This window comes from Maribacter sedimenticola (genome assembly GCF_900188415.1).
GTDB classification, from domain to species: domain Bacteria; phylum Bacteroidota; class Bacteroidia; order Flavobacteriales; family Flavobacteriaceae; genus Maribacter; species Maribacter sedimenticola.
In genome coordinates this window covers 308,882-325,561 of sequence record NZ_FZNV01000003.1, presented here as the reverse complement: position 1 = coordinate 325,561, position 16,680 = coordinate 308,882, and the positions used below count along the sequence as shown (strand labels likewise).

14 protein-coding genes are annotated in these 16,680 nt (G+C 39.3%); 7 read left to right on the top strand and 7 right to left on the bottom strand.

Annotated features, from left to right (window positions below):
* Window positions 1–15: 15 nt before the first annotated feature.
* Entirely contained in the window at window positions 16–582 is a 567-nt protein-coding gene (locus CHB68_RS10725) for a DNA-3-methyladenine glycosylase I (RefSeq protein WP_089260880.1), read from the bottom strand.
* A 203-nt stretch (window positions 583–785) separates the two neighbouring features.
* Here CHB68_RS10725 and CHB68_RS10720 point away from each other — a divergent pair, with 203 nt between their 5' ends.
* The 5 genes from CHB68_RS10720 to CHB68_RS10700 are packed head-to-tail and all read left to right on the top strand — an operon-like array spanning window position 786 to window position 6,565.
* Window positions 786–1,472, top strand: a complete 687-nt coding sequence (locus tag CHB68_RS10720) for a TetR/AcrR family transcriptional regulator (RefSeq protein WP_089260879.1) — start codon at window positions 786–788, stop codon at window positions 1,470–1,472.
* Window positions 1,465–3,132 (top strand): peptidase domain-containing ABC transporter, encoded by a 1,668-nt coding sequence (locus tag CHB68_RS10715; protein ID WP_089260878.1) that lies wholly within the window; start codon window positions 1,465–1,467, stop codon window positions 3,130–3,132. Before CHB68_RS10720 ends, CHB68_RS10715 begins: the two co-directional genes overlap by 8 nt.
* A 6-nt stretch (window positions 3,133–3,138) precedes the next feature.
* A complete protein-coding gene (locus CHB68_RS10710; RefSeq protein WP_089260877.1) occupies window positions 3,139–4,491 on the top strand; it encodes an HlyD family secretion protein in 1,353 nt (450 codons plus the stop codon).
* Window positions 4,492–4,493: 2 nt separating this feature from the next.
* The gene (locus tag CHB68_RS10705; protein WP_089260876.1) at window positions 4,494–5,897 is read left to right on the top strand and encodes a TolC family protein; all 1,404 of its coding nucleotides are present in this window, start codon (window positions 4,494–4,496) and stop codon (window positions 5,895–5,897) included.
* 23 nt (window positions 5,898–5,920) lie between these two features.
* The gene (locus tag CHB68_RS10700) at window positions 5,921–6,565 is read left to right on the top strand and encodes a thioredoxin family protein (RefSeq protein WP_089260875.1); all 645 of its coding nucleotides are present in this window, start codon (window positions 5,921–5,923) and stop codon (window positions 6,563–6,565) included.
* Here the strand turns inward: CHB68_RS10700 and CHB68_RS10695 are convergent.
* The 6 genes from CHB68_RS10695 to CHB68_RS10670 all read right to left on the bottom strand — a co-directional run bounded on the left by CHB68_RS10695 (window position 6,548) and on the right by CHB68_RS10670 (window position 11,977).
* Window positions 6,548–7,276: a hypothetical protein gene (locus tag CHB68_RS10695; RefSeq protein ID WP_089260874.1), complete on the bottom strand. Its 729-nt coding sequence runs from the start codon at window positions 7,274–7,276 to the stop codon at window positions 6,548–6,550. The two genes, CHB68_RS10700 and CHB68_RS10695, sit on opposite strands and share 18 nt — an antisense overlap.
* A 64-nt stretch (window positions 7,277–7,340) precedes the next feature.
* A complete protein-coding gene (gene truB, locus CHB68_RS10690; protein ID WP_089260873.1) occupies window positions 7,341–8,054 on the bottom strand; it encodes a tRNA pseudouridine(55) synthase TruB in 714 nt (237 codons plus the stop codon).
* A gap of 29 nt (window positions 8,055–8,083) precedes the next feature.
* Window positions 8,084–8,881 (bottom strand): undecaprenyl-diphosphate phosphatase, encoded by a 798-nt coding sequence (locus CHB68_RS10685; protein ID WP_089260872.1) that lies wholly within the window; start codon window positions 8,879–8,881, stop codon window positions 8,084–8,086.
* Entirely contained in the window at window positions 8,882–9,145 is a 264-nt protein-coding gene (locus CHB68_RS10680) for a DUF3098 domain-containing protein (protein ID WP_089260871.1), read from the bottom strand.
* 9 nt (window positions 9,146–9,154) lie between these two features.
* The gene (locus tag CHB68_RS10675) at window positions 9,155–10,033 is read right to left on the bottom strand and encodes a cell division protein FtsX (protein WP_089260870.1); all 879 of its coding nucleotides are present in this window, start codon (window positions 10,031–10,033) and stop codon (window positions 9,155–9,157) included.
* Window positions 10,034–10,099: 66 nt separating this feature from the next.
* On the bottom strand, window positions 10,100–11,977 hold the full coding sequence (locus tag CHB68_RS10670) for a T9SS type B sorting domain-containing protein (RefSeq protein WP_089260869.1): 1,878 nt from the start codon (window positions 11,975–11,977) through the stop codon (window positions 10,100–10,102).
* A 134-nt stretch (window positions 11,978–12,111) separates the two neighbouring features.
* Here CHB68_RS10670 and CHB68_RS10665 point away from each other — a divergent pair, with 134 nt between their 5' ends.
* Complete coding sequence (locus tag CHB68_RS10665; protein ID WP_089260868.1) at window positions 12,112–15,093, top strand: leucine--tRNA ligase; 2,982 nt, start codon at window positions 12,112–12,114, stop codon at window positions 15,091–15,093.
* A gap of 438 nt (window positions 15,094–15,531) precedes the next feature.
* Window positions 15,532–16,632 carry an alanine dehydrogenase gene (ald, locus tag CHB68_RS10660; protein ID WP_089260867.1) on the top strand — a complete coding sequence of 367 codons (1,101 nt, stop codon included), beginning with the start codon at window positions 15,532–15,534 and terminating at the stop codon, window positions 16,630–16,632.
* Window positions 16,633–16,680: the final 48 nt, after the last annotated feature.

The window sequence follows — 16,680 nt, the reverse complement described above, 5'->3', positions numbered from 1 at the left end:
AATTTGCATTAAGAGTTAAACTTGGTGATATCTAAAACAATTGATTTCATGATCGTTCACCATTCCGGTTGCCTGCATAAAGGCATATATAACGGTGCTGCCAACAAATTTAAAACCGCGTTTTTTCAAATCTTTGCTAATTTTGTCGGATAGTGGTGTATTGGCTGGTGCCTCTTTATAATGAAGCACATTGTTTATTATAGGGCTATGGTCTACAAACCCCCAAATATAATTACTAAAACTGCCAAATTCGTTTTGGATCGCAATGAAACTGGTTGCATTACTTACCGTAGACCTTATCTTTAATCGGTTTCGTATAATACCTTCATTTTCCATTAACGACAAAACTTTCTTTTCTTTATACCGTGCAATTTTTTGGTAATCAAAATTATCAAAAGCTTTTCTGAAATTTTCTCGTTTGCGTAAAATTGTAATCCAACTTAAGCCTGCTTGAAAAGTTTCCAACACCAGGAACTCAAATAAAGTTGCATCGTCCTTTACTGGTGATCCCCATTCATTATCATGATAAGCTTCGTATAGATCATCACCTAAACACCATCCGCATTTGTTTAATTTTTCCATATAATATAACTGTCCTTAAAAATACTTTAAATGTAGTTAACTCTTTGAGGTTTAGGAGAAGTAGCCCTTTTTTGTTAAATCTTTAAAATTATTACGAATAATATTTCCTTAAACAGAATAGCAAAACTATCGTTAAAATTTGTAAAACTATTACTTGATAATAGTAATACTATTAAATTTGTGTTTGTTTTATTTTTTTGGATATGGAAAGATTATTACAGGGAGTCAAGATTAGGATTAACGATAAGTTATATGTTAAGGATCCGGAATCTTCAGAGCTTGGTAAAAAGATCATTGAGCACAGCATACTAATGATTAACAAATTAGGATGGGAGAGCTTTACATTTAAAAAATTGGGAAGGGAAATAGGATCCAATGAAAGTTCTATATACCGCTATTTTGAAAATAAACATAAGCTGTTGTTATACCTGACGTCATGGTATTGGGGTTGGATGGAGTATCATTTGGTCTTTGCTACCCATAGTATTCAAGATCCTAAGGAAAAGCTACAAAAGGGAATAAATATTCTAACCAGTGAAGTTAAAATGGATTCGTCCTTTTCACATATTAACGAAGTTGTTTTAAATGAAATAGTGATCAATGAATATTCCAAATCCTATTTGACCAAAGAGGTAGATCAGGAGAATAAGGAAGGATATTTTACAGTATATAAAAGAATGGTGGGTAGAATTGGTGAAATGATCAAAGATGTCAACGACTCTTATAAGTTTCCTTCCAGTTTGGCAAGCACCCTTTTGGAAAGTGCTTTACATCAACATTTTTTAAAGGACCATTTCTCTACATTAACAGATTGCAACGACAAGGTAACTATTGCCGAGTACCTGACACATCTAGTTTTTAATACACTAAATAGACCAATAAATGAGTAAGAAACTTCTAACCTCATGGCAGCGTTTTCTAGGACTTTTAAAACTGGACAAACGAGATATATTCCAAGTATTTTATTATGCCGTATTTGCAGGTATTGTCAACCTATCCTTGCCATTGGGTATACAGGCCATTATAAACTTGTTGCAAGGTGCCCAGGTGAGTACATCGTGGATCGTACTGGTAATATTGGTAACTCTTGGAGTGGCGTTCGTAGGTATATTGCAATTAATGCAGATACGGATTATTGAAAATGTACAGCAAAAAATCTTCACCCGTTCTTCATTTGAATTTGCCTATAGGTTTCCCAAAATTAAAATGAGTGAGCTGCACAACTACTATCCACCGGAATTGGCAAATAGGTTTTTTGATACGTTGACCATTCAAAAGTCGTTGTCCAAAGTTTTAATAGATTTCCCGGCTGCCTTACTGCAGATTGTTTTTGGGTTGTTGCTACTATCCTTTTACCATCCATTTTTTATAGCCTATGGTTTGCTGTTGTTACTGCTTATTTATATCGTGTTCAAGTTTACCGCACAAAGAGGGTTAGATACAAGTTTAGATGAGTCAAAAAGCAAATACCAGGTAGTGCATTGGTTGCAGGAAGTGGCAAGGTGTATTGTTAGTTTTAAGCTATCCGGTAAAACATCCCATGCATTGGAAAAGAATGATACCTTGGTTGTGGGGTATCTCAATGCTAGGGAAAGCCATTTTAGGATATTGGTGCTCCAGTTTATACAGATGATCGGTTTTAAAGTCTTGGTAACGGCTGGACTTTTATTGATCGGGGGGCTTTTGGTTTTAAACCAAGAAATGAATATTGGACAATTTGTAGCGGCGGAAATTATTATCCTTTTGGTGATAACCTCGGTGGAAAAATTGATTTTGGGTCTGGAAACTTTTTATGACCTATTGACCTCCTTGGAAAAAATGGGCCAGGTGGTAGATAAGGAGCTAGAGCCTCAAGATGGTGAAAAACCCTTTACCGATGATGAATCGTTGACCATAGAATTAAATGATATAACCTATAGTGTTCCGCATGACAAACGGGTAATCATTTCAAACCTTAACTTGACCATTACCCCAAATTGTACCATCTTATTACGGGGTAACAGCGGTTCGGGAAAAAATACGTTGTTGAGGATCATAGCAGGAATTTTAGAACCGGATAGCGGTGGAGTGTATGTAAACGGCGTTTCCCTAAGGGGTATGAACTTAAATTATTACCGCTCCAAGCTAGGCCAATCATTGTTGGAAGAATCTCCTTTTGAAGGGACCATTTTGAATAACATAACTTTTGGGGACAAGGATATCACTAATGAGCAGGTATATTGGGCTTTGGACAAAGTTGGCTTGACCGATTTTGTTAAGAGCCAGGCAAAAGGATTGAATACCATAATTTATCCTGAGGGCAAACAGATACCCCATACGGTATCCAAAAAAATAGTTTTGGCAAGAAGTATCGTGAGAAAACCCAAACTATTGCTATTAAAAGATCCTTTGGAACAATTCAATATTGATGAAGCTGATAAAATCTTGAAATTTTTAAGCGATCCTGTCAATGGTTGGGCATTGGTGGTGGTCAGTGAAAATGATAAATGGATCAATACATGTTCTCGTGTAATTACGATGGAAAAAGGAAAAATAATTAACGAATTGTAAGCACATATGTTGAATATATCTCATAAAAAACTTAATAAAAAGGTTTCTTTGGACCATTTTAAATCTGCCCAAAAAGTCTTTCATTATAGGCATTACAAGCATTTTAATCGTTTTTTGTTCGCATTTGCGGTCATTGGTATCATTGTACTGTTCTTGCCTTGGACACAGACCATTAATGCCAGAGGGTATCTAACCACCTTAGAGCCTGGGCAAAGGCCGCAGACCATACAGTCCCCTATACCGGGCAGAATAGAAAAATGGTTTGTAAGGGAAGGAGATTATGTAAGCAAGGGAGATACTATACTTTTTATATCTGAAATTAAATCGGAGTATTTTGATCCTGATTTGGTGGAACGTACCGGGCAACAGTTAAAGTCCAAAGCGTCTTCCGTAACTTCTTATGGGGATAAGGTTAAGGCATTGGACAACCAGGTTGCCGCCCTGTATAACGAAAGAAAGTTAAAATTGGAGCAGGCCAAAAACAAATTATTGCAGGCAAGGTTAAAGGCACAGAGCGATAGTATAGAATTTGAGGCCGCTAAAACCAATATCAAGATTGCGGAACGCCAATATGAAAGGACGGAGCAATTACAGAGCGAAGGGTTGAAAGCGGTTACGGATGTGGAGGAAAAAAGGCTGAAGTTACAGGAAACCCAAGCAAAGCTAATTTCACAACAGAACAAATTACTGGCCGCTAAGAATGAAATTTTGAATGCAGAGGTTGAGATTAACAGGGTACAGGCCTCCTATACCGATAAGATATCCAAGGCCCAAAGTGATAAGTATACAGCCATGTCCAATCAGTTTGACTCTGAGGCACAGGTTAGTAAGTTGGAAAATGACTTTACCAATTACCAAATGAGAAATGACCTGCGTTATATAAGGGCCCCGCAGAACGGATATATTAACCAGGTGATAAAAGCGGGTATTGGTGAGGCATTTAAGGAAGGAGCACCATTGGTTGGCATTATGCCTGCAGATTATGACATGGCCGTAGAGACATTTGTAAACCCCATTGACCTGCCGTTGATTCATTTGGGAGAAAAAGTAAGGATACAATTTGATGGTTGGCCCGCTATCGTATTCAGTGGTTGGCCCAATGCCTCTTACGGTACGTACGCCGGAGAGGTAGTAGCTATAGAAACCTTTATAAACCCCAATGGAAAGTATAGGGTGCTGTTATCACCGGATAAGAGCGATCAACCTTGGCCCAACGCCCTTAGGGTAGGTTCCGGAGCCAATACCATTGCCTTATTGGAAGATGTTCCAATTTGGTATGAACTATGGAGGCAGTTAAATGGCTTCCCGCCAAACTATTATCAGCCCAATGGTGCCCAGGACAAACCTGTAAAAAAATAAAGATGAGATTATTTATCCTTATAATTTGTTTTTGTGCCGGTTGTTTTGCAAATGCTCAAAACGTGGATTCCCTACAGCTAAATTTCAGGGAGTATTTAGGCTATGTCAAAAAATACCATCCTATAGCAAGACAAGCAAATATGGCCTTGGATATTGGGCAGGCCAATTTAATGAAGGCCAGAGGTGGGTTCGATCCAAAAATCGAGGTCGATTATTCAGGAAAGGAGTTCAAGGGTAAGGAGTATTATGATTTGCTAAATGCCACTTTCAAGGTGCCTACATGGTACGGTATAGAACTCAAGGGAGATTTTGAACAGTATACAGGTGAATACGTTAATGCGGAACGTAATGTGCCGGAAGATGGTTTGTACAGCGCTGGGGTAGCCTTGTCCTTGGGCCGTGGTTCCTGGATCAATGAGAGAATGGCCACCTTAAAAAAAGCAAAGTTCTTTAGGGAACAATCCAAAGCGGATAGGGATATTTTGGTCAATCAAATCTTATATGATGCTTCCTTGGCCTATTTTAACTGGCTTCAGGCCTATAGAAATAGTTTGTTGTTCAATGATTTTTTGGATAATGCTAAGGTTAGGCTAAAAGGCATCAATCAAAGTGCATTGGCAGGCGAAATTGCCGCAATAGACACCGTTGAGGCCAAAATTGCCGTTCAGAATAGGGCGTTAGAACTTGAACAGGCTAAGGTTACTTTACGTAATGCCAGACTGGAACTCTCAAATTTTCTATGGATGGGAGAGAATATTCCCATGGAACTTCAGGAAAATGTCTTGCCAGATCTCTCCTTGGATGTAGAAATAGATCAGGCATTGGAAATTTTAGGAAAACCGTTGGATAGTTTTGTGCTGGAGAATCATCCCAAGTTAAAATCATTAGGTTATAAAATAGATGGGTTGACCGTGGATAAACGGTTAAAGACCAATAAGCTGCTGCCTAGGATAGATGTAGAATATAAATTTATTACGGATACGCCCAATTATCTAAATTCATTGGAGCCACAGAATTATAAAGGCGGGTTAAATTTTGAACTTCCCTTGTTCCTAAGAAAGGAGCGGGGAGATTTAAAATTGGCAAAACTGAAACTAAGGGATGCCCAGTTTGAGTTTGATAATGCCCAAGTACAAATACAGAACAAAATAGTGGCTATCTATAATGAACTGGAATCTTTTGAGAAACAAAACAGCTTAATAGAGGATATTGTGGCAAGTTATCAGGCACTTTTGGCAGCGGAGGAACGTAAGTTCAGTTTTGGTGAAAGTTCATTGTTCTTGATTAATTCAAGAGAGACAAAATTGATTGATGCCGTCTTAAAACAAAATCTAGTAGAGAATAAATATTTTACGGCAAAGGCCAAATTGTTCAATAGCTTGGCGGTGAATCCGGAAAATTTGTAAGTATTGGGTGGTGTTGGCTACTAATGTCTACGATTAATGTATTGAACAAGGATAATATGGAGCTTGCCGTAGAGGATTTAATTGAAAAAAGTTTGGTTAGCGGGTACACGTATGGTGCATACAGGGCCTTGGTGGCCAGCTTGGCGAAAAAGGGTGCTACTACGGGCCCCGAGCAAACGGAAGCTTTTGTGCAGTATACCCGGTTGAACGATAGCCGAATGAGGAGGTGGGACAAAACCTTAAGGTTCAGTGATGAAGATATTGCCAAAATCAAATCTGTAGTTCAACCTGTTTCTTGGTTAGTATTGACGGAAAGTTGGTGCGGAGATGCTTCCCCCGCACTGCCGGTAATGCATAAGATAACGGAAATCAATCCTAAAGTTTCGTTGACTATAATTTTACGTGATAAGAATTTGGCGATCATGGACCGTTTTTTGACAAATGGAACAAGGTCTATTCCTAAATTAGTTGCTATTGATCAAAATAGTGGTGTCCCAGTGGCAACATGGGGGCCACGATCTATGAAGGCCACGGTAATGGTAGAAAAGTATAAGAGTACGCATGGCAAGCTTACGCCCGAGTTCAAGCAGGATCTACAGCTATTTTATAATAAGGATAAAGGGCAGAGTATTCTAGAGGATTTATTAAGGTTACTTCCCTTGAAATAAATAGGTAATAGAACCTTTTTGAGATTTCTTATCAGATGAGTTGAAACGGGATTTTAAAGCATAGGCTATTGCATTTTCCACAAGGCAACCATTAGAGGTGCCGGAACTACGTTCGTTAAAGTCCGCATCCGTAACATAACCCAATTCGTTTACCACTATATTGATGACTACTTTACCACCTTCAATACATGTATAGATTGGGGGAGGCAACCTATAATTGGTTCTGTTAAGCAATGAATAGGAAACGGAAGTCCTACGCGCGGCGAGGTTATTGGTAAATTCCTTTTTTTGGGCTTCCTTTTCACCAAGAAGTTGTCGTTTTTCTTCCCTTTTTTTGGCCAAAGCCTTTATTCGTTCAGCATAACCTTGATCGTCAGTTGCATTGTCCGTTGTAGCGCTTTCTTCCATTTCACTGCGCTCCTGTAAAATTTCGTCCAATGTTTTTAAGGGCTCGGGATTACCATAACTAGGTTTGGCCGTTTCGTTATAGGCCAAATGACTTTTAATTGGATCTATATTGGCCTGCTCTTCCTTGGTTTCTTCTTCCTCCAGTAATTTTTCAAAAATTTCCTCGTCCATCACCATTTCAACAACATAGTCATCATGCCTTTCTTCCTTGCCTCCTAAATGAATACTGAACAATACCAGGACCACTATAGCCATGCTAAGAAACGTAATAAGCAATGATAGTTGTTGTCTGTTTAAATTCATGGTAATATAACCTCAATTATACCAAAATATTTTAAAACCCGTATGCCTAATCCTTAAAAGTCGTTCAAGAACCATGTTCGGTGCCCAATAATACATTGGCAAATATCATAGGGTCTTGGGCTATATCTACGTTAAAATCACCTATTTTGGTTCTCCTTAGGGCAGATAAATGTGCCCCTGAACCTAGTGCAAGGCCAAAATCATTGGCTATGGAACGGATGTAAGTGCCTTTGCTACATGTAATTCTAAAATGAACGTTAAGGTCATCAATTTTGGTTATTTCAAATTCCCTAATCGTAACAATACGTTTGGAAATTTCTACGGTCTTACCCTCCCTAGCCAGTTCATACAGGCGCTTACCATCCTTTTTTAATGCCGAGAATACAGGGGGTGCTTGCGCTATTTCCCCAATAAATTGGTGGGTGGTCTCCTTAATCAACGCCGGTGAAATATGGTCTGTGGGGTAAGTGTTATCAATAACGGTCTCCAAGTCATAGGAAGGTGTTGTAGCACCTAGGGTGAAAATGCCAGTATATTCTTTTTCCTGACCTTGAAACTCGGTAATTTTTTTGGTGAACTTACCTGTGCAGATAATTAAAAGTCCGGTTGCCAATGGATCTAATGTACCGGCATGGCCAATTTTAAATTTCTTAAGACTGAATTTTTTTCTAATGGCCCATTTTAATTTATTTACGGCCTGGAAAGAGGACCATCCCAAAGGCTTATCGATCAATAACACCTTACCGTTTAGGAAATCTTCTTTCGTTAAATTTTCCATGTAGGTTTTGGGTTTGTTTATGGTGGGTGTTATGAGTTGGTAAAACCGTAAATCACGGCAATTAATCCTACGATAAGGCAGTAGATGGCAAAATAGGAAAGTTTGCTTTTACGTACCAGTTTGATCATCCAGGTACATGCGGCCAAACCTGCTATAAAGGCGGCGATAAACCCTGCACCCATGGCAACATTGTTTTCTCCGGTAAAGTTAAGATCCCCGCTCATTAGGTCTTTGGCAATCTTGCCAAAAATTAGAGGAACTACCATCAAGAATGAAAATCTTGCCGCTTTGGATTTGTCTACCCCTAATAGAACGGACGTTGAAATTGTAGCGCCACTTCTTGAAATACCCGGTAGCATGGCAATTGCTTGAGATATGCCTACAATAAAGGCGTTTCCAAAACTTACTTTTTTTTGGGTATCCTTGGCTTTATCTGCAAAATAAAGTAATACGGCGGTTATGATCAACATAAAGCCTACAAATCTAATATTGCCGCCAAAAAATGCTTCTAGTTGCTCCTCGAAAAAGAGGCCTACAATGACGGCCGGTATCATGGAAATGATAATCTTTACGGAAAACTGACTTTCTTCGTTCCATTTAAATTGAAACAATCCACTTATAATTTCCCAAATATCCTTTCTGAACACAACTATGGTACTAAGCGCAGTTGCAAAATGTAGGACAACGGTGAACAATAAACTCTCTTCCTGTAAGGAATTATCACCAAGTATTGCTTTGCCCAATTCCAAATGACCGCTTGATGATACGGGTAAGAACTCGGTCAATCCTTGAATGATCCCGAGCAGTATAGCATCTAAAGTATCCAATTATGCTTTCTTTTTGTGTGGGTTCAGTAAGATTGCGTAGATTTCAATGCCTAGGCCAATCAACACTAAAGTAGGGGCCAAACGAATTCTCCTAAAATTATATATTTCCGGATTGAATACATTGGGGTCGTCACTTCCTCCTCCGCTCATTAATATAAAACCTAATGCGATACAAGCAATGCCTATGAACATAAACGTGTAATTCTTCTTTTGAAAGATAAACTCCTGTTTAGGCGGTTGTTCTACTTTGTTCTTTTTACTCATGGCGCAAATTTAATAATATAATTCGTCGGTTCTAAGGTTTAGGAAACGTTGGGTCGCAAAATACGTGCTGATGAACGAAATAAGGATACCCAAAAGAAATACACTGACAAAAAGGATGATTAAAATGTATGGTTCGTCAAAAAGCCCAAAATCCTGAAAATTGGTATTTAAATAATAGACGACTCCGGCAATGGCCAATAAGGCAATTGCAGCGCCGATCATACCCAGTTTAATGTTTTGCCAAATAAAAGGTCTTCTGATAAAAGTCTTTGTGGCCCCTACCATTTGCATGGTCTTGATGATGAACCTTTTGGAATAGATGGACAATCTTATGGAGCTGTTGATCAATAGTACGGCAATAAAAGTAAATATGGCACTGGCTACCAAGATCCAAAAACCAATTTGCTCTACACTTTTAGCTACCATACTGACCAAAACACGGTCATAACTGACTTCGTCCACAAAACTTTTTTCAGCAAGCGTAGCAGCAATTTCCTCCACTTTTTCTGCGGTCACGAAATCGGCTTTCAATTTTACATCAATGGAATTTTTTAGAGGGTTGTATCCTAGATAGTCCACAAAATCCTCTCCAATATCTTCACTATGTTGTTTTGCGGCCTCTTCCTTGGAGACATAGGTAGACGATTTGGTATATTCTGACATGGCCAAGGTTTTTTGAAGTTGTTCTACTTCAATCTCCTTGGTATTCTCTTTTAGGAAGACGGAAATAGTAATTTGTTCCTTTGAGCGATCGGCCAATTTTTTGGTATTTAATACCAAAAGGCCCAAGATACCTAATAAAAACAGTACCAAAGCAATACTTAGCACTACGGAAAAGTATGATGAGATTAGTTTACGTCGTTGATAATTTTCAAAAGAGTTCGCCATATAGCACTTAAAAGTGCAGTAAAAATAGCAAAGTAAAGTTAAATGCAGCTTGAAATTTTCAACCTGTTAACGTTTCAGTGTAAAGTGTCCGTCAATTTGTATACTTCCAGCAATGATCTTATACCAATAATCATCTGATGGCATTTGTTTTCCTTGAAAAGTCCCATCCCAATAAGCGGCATCGGAATTGGCGAATTTCAATAATTTGCCATAACGGTCAAAAATGGATATGGTTAGGTTGGGGAAGGCATTTGTTCCTTCAAGCTCAAATACATCATTTACGTTATCTCCATTTGGTGTAAAAAAAGAAGGGATTACCAAATGGTCGAAACTTGCTGTAACCACTCCGCAGTTAAATGTATCCCTAACATATATGGTATAATTTCCCCCATTTACAGCTTCAAAAACCGGACTGTTTTGATAATTAAATCCGTCTAGGGAGTACTCAAACTCTCCTTCATTTTCTATAGTGATTTCAATAGATGGTCCGTTGGATCTAATAGTGCTTATTATAGGCAGGTCTATCTGTTCTGCGGTAATCGTTTTGGTTGCGGAGCAACCGTTACTGTCAGTTATTAGGACCGTATATATCCCTGGGGTGTCTGTTGTAATTTCCTGGGTAGTTGCCCCTGTGTTCCATTCATAGTTGGCATTGTCCATATTGGCGGTTAAGATGGCCATGGTTCCCTCGCAAAAAGTAACGGTTTCATCCTGTACATTAGGAGGTTGGTTTACGGTTAATGAAATGGCCGTTCTAGAAGTTGAGGAACAAGTTATAGTTGTTGATACGGCTTCGGCATAATAGGTGCCTGCAAGTTCTGTTTCAAAATTCATGGAGTCCTCCAATAATAAGGAGCCACCGGTAGGCTGGTCATACCAGTTCACGGTATATCCATTAACGGTAGTGGCGGTAAGAATACCGGTTTCACCTTGGCAAATAGTAACATTCCCATTACTAATAGGAGCATTGGGTATAGTTTGCACTATAATATCAAATACATTGGACACAATATTGCAAAGGTCATTGTTGACATTTATGGGATCTTCCGCAATTTTTACCCTGTAATACGTGGTTTCCGTTATGGGTGGGGTTGACAACGTATTGCTGGTTTCATTAGGGATATCCGACCATAGTTGTTGATCGTTACTTTGTTGCCATTGATAGGCATGGGTAGAGAAAATAGAATTATCCGGTGTGGCAATAATGGTACTTGTTACGCTGCCTTGGTCTTCACATATGGTTAAACTTTCTTCGGCGGAATTGGTGCTTACGGTAACGTTGTCCCCACAAGATTTAAAGACAATATCATCAATGGCCAGGTCGTTACCACAACCTCCGTTGCTATTGTTCCTCATCTTAAGAATAACCGAGGTTTGTCCGGGTTCAGTGGTAAAAACCAAGGCATATTGTTGCCATTCCGTATTGGAATTTGCTGTAATACTTCCGGTATCTCCCTGCGCCAATAAATTGGTATCCGTTTCATCCCAAATCTGAAATCTTACGTTAACTGGTATGCTATTGCCTTCACAACTTCCTATAGATTGTAAATTGATAAGCCATGATGAAAATTCATAGGTGGTATTTTCGCATAGACCCATGACCTGTCTTTGGTAGAACTCCCCGGCGGTGAAGCTTGCGTTGACAATGAATGACTTTCCATTGGTGTCTCCCGGCGTATGGTCCTGTACGGAAATCCAATCAAAATAATTGGTGGTGCTAGATATGGTATAATCTCCGTCATTGGGTGTTCCCGTGGTAAAATTATAGGATGTTGTACCTGCAGGAAGCGCCGGTCCGTCTGTGGTTCCGGATCCAAAATCCTCAGTAAATATTGGGTCTCCGGAGCTACCTCCGCAAAAGCCTAGTTGTGCTTGGAGTACCGTGTTAGATAGGCAAAGTAGCGTTATGAAGGAAAAAAATATTTTGGGACATTTTGTTTTCACGATCCTAAGATACCAAATTTACATCACTGCCATAGCCTAGTTTGGAAATCATGAGAGCACTGTTATTTCCAATATCTTTTTAACTCTCGTTGATTCCACCTATTTTTGCGACTTACAGCAAAGAAGTTAAAATCATGCAATACAATTTCAACGAAATTGAGGCCAAGTGGCAAAAATATTGGGCAGAAAACCAAACCTTTAGGGCGGAGAACAATTCTGATAAGAAAAAATTCTATGTGTTGGATATGTTCCCTTATCCATCAGGTGCAGGTCTGCACGTTGGACACCCATTGGGGTATATAGCCAGTGATATTTATGCACGTTATAAAAGGCATCAAGGTTTTAACGTATTGCACCCACAAGGGTATGATTCTTTTGGATTACCAGCGGAGCAGTATGCCATACAGACCGGGCAGCATCCTGCCATAACTACGGCGGCGAACATTAAAACCTATAGGAGGCAATTAGATCAGTTGGGCTTTTCTTTTGATTGGAGCAGGGAGGTGCGTACGTCCAGTCCTGAATATTATAAATGGACCCAGTGGATCTTTATCCAGATCTTTAATTCTTGGTATAATAAGGATACGGATAAGGCAGAAGATATAGATACCTTGATCGCTATATTGGAGACAGAAGGTAATGCCAATATAAATGCCGTATGCGATGATGATATTGCTGTTTTTTCAGCGGAAGATTGGACCGCTTTTTCAGAGGTGGAAAAGCAAGAAATACTATTAAAATATAGGTTGACATACTTGGCGGATACCGAGGTAAACTGGTGTCCGGCATTGGGAACGGTATTGGCAAATGACGAAATTGTAAACGGAGTATCGGAACGTGGCGGTCACCCGGTAGTTCGTAAAAAGATGACCCAGTGGAGTATGCGTATTTCTGCCTATGCCCAGCGGTTGTTAGATGGTTTGGATACCATAGATTGGCCACAGCCGTTAAAGGATTCCCAGACCAATTGGATCGGCAGGAGTGAAGGAGCTTCGGCAATTTTCAACGTCAATGGGCACGATGAAACCATAGAAGTGTTTACGACTAGACCCGATACTATTTTCGGAGTTTCTTTTATGACCTTGGCTCCGGAACATGAATTGGTGGGCAAAATTACAACAGCAGAGTATAAGGACGAGGTAGAGGCATATATAGAAGCTACGGCAAAACGTTCTGAGCGCGACCGTATGGCCGATGTAAAAACCATATCCGGTGCATTTACGGGTGCCTATGCGGAGCATCCATTTACAAAAGAGCCTATTCCGATCTGGATCGGGGATTACGTATTGGCTGGTTATGGTACCGGTGCTGTAATGTCTGTACCTTGTGGAGATCAACGGGATTATGATTTTGCCAAACATTTTAACCTGCCAATTCCCAATATTTTTGAAGGAATTGATATTTCTGAAGAAGCATTTGCGGATAAGGATAAAACCATAATTGCCAATTCTGATTTTTTAAACGGCTTGCCCTATAAGAAAGCGGTAAAGCGTGCCATATTTGAATTGGAAAAATTAGGTCAAGGAAAAGGCAAGGTAAATTATAGGCTTCGCGATGCCGTATTTAGTCGCCAAAGATATTGGGGGGAACCTTTCCCGGTGTATTATGTAGATGGTATGCCACAGATGATTGCAAAAGAACATCTGCCCATTGAGTTGCCCGAAGTTGAAAAGTACTTGCCCACCGAAACCGGAGAGCCGCCTTTGGGCAATGCCGAGGTTTGGGCGTGGGATACCGTAGCGAATAAGGTAGTGGCAAATAGTAAGATTGATCATACAACAGTTTTTCCGCTGGAGTTGAATACCATGCCGGGTTGGGCAGGTAGTTCCCAATACTTTAATAGGTATATGGACCCAAATAATAATGATGAGATTTTTTCAAAGAAAGCCATTGATTATTGGGAGGATGTAGATTTGTATATTGGAGGAAGTGAGCACGCAACCGGGCATTTGTTGTATAGCCGTTTCTGGCAAAAATTCATGTTCGATAAAGGTTTGGTGCCCAAAGATGAGTTCGCGAAAAAGCTGATCAACCAAGGTATGATTACGGGGACAAGTGCTTTTGTGCATCGATTGTCGCCTACAACATTTGGTTTTGAAGGTAGAAGTGCTGATTTAGGCTTTGATGAGCAGAAAATGAATCAGGTTTATATTTCATTCAGTTTGTTTTCTCAATTAAGGAATTCGGCTGAATTGTTAAATGAGTTTAATGCAAATTTAAAAAATAGGCTTGACGGTTATTTTGATAATAAGTTAGCAAAGGCGGAATTGAGGTTAAATCAAGTTGTCCCCATACACGCAGATGTATCATTGGTAAACGCATCGGATGAATTGGATATTGATGGTTTCAAAAAGTGGAGAGAGGAATATGCGGATGCGGAATTTATTACTGAGGATGACGGTACATTTAAAGTAGGTCGTGAGGTTGAAAAAATGTCCAAATCCAAATTTAATGTTGTAAACCCCGATGCCATATGTGAAGAATATGGAGCAGACAGTCTACGCTTGTATGAAATGTTCTTGGGTCCTTTGGAACAATCCAAACCTTGGAATACTGCAGGGATAACAGGTACCCATGGTTTCTTGAAAAAATTATGGAAGTTATATGCGCCGTTTATAGATGGTTCACAGGATAATGGTCAGGAAGAACCCTCAAAAGAGGCGTTGAAGACTTTGCATAAAACCATTAAAAAGGTTCAGGAAGATATTGAGAACTTTTCCTTCAACACTTCAGTATCTACATTCATGATTGCCGTTAATGAACTGTCTGCGCAAAAATGCGCAAATAAGGAAGTGTTAGAAGCATTGATCATATTGGTATCACCTTATGCTCCCCATATAGCAGAAGAACTTTGGAGTAAATTGGGCCATACGGAGTCCATTGCAACGGCACCCTTTCCAAAATTCGAGGAAAAATACTTAAAGGAAAGTAGCAAGGAGTATCCTATCTCGTTTAACGGTAAAATGAAATTTACCATGGAGCTTTCCTTGGATTTGTCCAAAGATGAAATTGAGGCAGCGGTCATGGCCAACGAAAAAACACAACAGCAATTACAAGGGCGTGAACCTAAGAAAGTAATTGTAATACCCGGTAAGATTGTAAATATCGTAGGGTAATACTTATTTGTAAAACGTCATTACGGCGAAAAGATGTGGTCAGTAAGTCCTCAACTGGGATTTAGCAGATTGCTTCGTAATCCCGTAATGACGTTTTTGTTTTTTTTCATAGTTGCGCTAAACAAAAAGACGGCCCATATAACGTTAAGCGTAGAGTTGTTATTCCGTGAAAGTGCCGTTTATTTTATTGGGTTTAACGATTGTGGTTTGTTACAATAGTTACATTTATACTTATCATCAATTCATCAGAATTTTTTAAAATATAGGGGGTTCAGCATAATTTATTTCATTTTAGTTAAGTTTACCCCCTAAAAATTTAGGGGGTATATTCAATATAATTACTTATTTAAACATATAACCCCTACATTTTATCGATTTTATGTTTGATATGTGTATAATTAGTTTCAATTTTGTGGTATAACATAAAATGATAACATCATGATCGTTGGTATTCCAAAAGAAATTAAGAACAATGAAAGCAGGGTAGGCATGACGCCGGCCGGTGTTTTTGAATTGGTAAAGAACAATCACAAAGTCTATGTGCAATCTGGCGCTGGGGAAGGAAGCGGATTCTTTAATCAAGACTATCAACAAGCAGGTGCTATTATTTTGGATACTATAGGCCAGGTATATGCCATGAGTGAAATGATCGTTAAGGTAAAAGAGCCTATAGAGGAGGAATATGATTTAATACAAAAGGGTCAAATACTGTTTACATATTTTCATTTTGCCTCAAGTGAAGAGTTGACAAAGGCCATGATAAGACAAAAAGCGGTATGTATAGCATATGAGACCGTGGAAGATGAAGAAGGTACGTTACCTTTATTAACGCCAATGTCCGAAGTAGCGGGAAGAATGGCCATACAGCAAGGTGCCAAATATTTGGAGAAACCGGTAAAGGGCCGTGGGGTATTGTTAGGCGGTGTACCAGGTGTGGCACCGGGCAAAGTGTTGGTACTTGGTGCAGGTGTAGTAGGTATCCAAGCTGCAAAAATGGCAGCAGGTTTGGGTGCACATGTTACCATATTGGATATTAACATGAAACGTTTGCGCTATGTTAATGATGTGATGCCACCACATGTAGTAACCGAATTTTCAAATGAATTTAATATTAGAAGGCTTATAAAGACCCATGATCTAATTATAGGGGGTGTATTGTTAAAAGGGGCCAAGGCACCAAATTTAATAACCAGGGATATGCTTAAAGAAATGAGACCGGGTACAGTAATCGTAGATGTGGCCGTAGACCAAGGCGGATGTGTGGAAACCACAAGGCCTACAACTCATGAGGATCCTATTTATATCATAGACGATGTTGTACATTATTCGGTGGCGAATATGCCAGGGGCCGTACCGTATACCTCTACAATGGCATTGACCAATGTAACTTTGCCCTATGCCTTAAAATTGGCCAATTTAGGATGGGAGACAGCGTGTGATAAGGATGCTTCCTTAAGGAGAGGCTTAAATATTGTAGATGGTAATGTAGTATACCAAGAGATAATAGAAGCTTTTGGCTGGGAAGGCATTGTAGCATAACAAGTACATTTTGTCAGTAAAATAGACCTCGTCAAAATCAAAAGGATT

Excerpts from the sequence above, each read along its gene's own strand:
- CHB68_RS10725 (WP_089260880.1), bottom strand. The coding sequence starts at position 582 with ATGGAAAAATTAAACAAATGCGGATGGTGTTTAGGTGATGATCTATAC.
- CHB68_RS10720 (WP_089260879.1), top strand. The coding sequence starts at position 786 with ATGGAAAGATTATTACAGGGAGTCAAGATTAGGATTAACGATAAGTTA.
- CHB68_RS10715 (WP_089260878.1), top strand. The coding sequence starts at position 1,465 with ATGAGTAAGAAACTTCTAACCTCATGGCAGCGTTTTCTAGGACTTTTA.
- CHB68_RS10710 (WP_089260877.1), top strand. The coding sequence starts at position 3,139 with ATGTTGAATATATCTCATAAAAAACTTAATAAAAAGGTTTCTTTGGAC.
- CHB68_RS10705 (WP_089260876.1), top strand. The coding sequence starts at position 4,494 with ATGAGATTATTTATCCTTATAATTTGTTTTTGTGCCGGTTGTTTTGCA.
- CHB68_RS10700 (WP_089260875.1), top strand. The coding sequence starts at position 5,921 with ATGTCTACGATTAATGTATTGAACAAGGATAATATGGAGCTTGCCGTA.
- CHB68_RS10695 (WP_089260874.1), bottom strand. The coding sequence starts at position 7,276 with ATGAATTTAAACAGACAACAACTATCATTGCTTATTACGTTTCTTAGC.
- truB (WP_089260873.1), bottom strand. The coding sequence starts at position 8,054 with ATGGAAAATTTAACGAAAGAAGATTTCCTAAACGGTAAGGTGTTATTG.
- CHB68_RS10680 (WP_089260871.1), bottom strand. The coding sequence starts at position 9,145 with ATGAGTAAAAAGAACAAAGTAGAACAACCGCCTAAACAGGAGTTTATC.
- CHB68_RS10675 (WP_089260870.1), bottom strand. The coding sequence starts at position 10,033 with ATGGCGAACTCTTTTGAAAATTATCAACGACGTAAACTAATCTCATCA.
- CHB68_RS10665 (WP_089260868.1), top strand. The coding sequence starts at position 12,112 with ATGCAATACAATTTCAACGAAATTGAGGCCAAGTGGCAAAAATATTGG.
- ald (WP_089260867.1), top strand. The coding sequence starts at position 15,532 with ATGATCGTTGGTATTCCAAAAGAAATTAAGAACAATGAAAGCAGGGTA.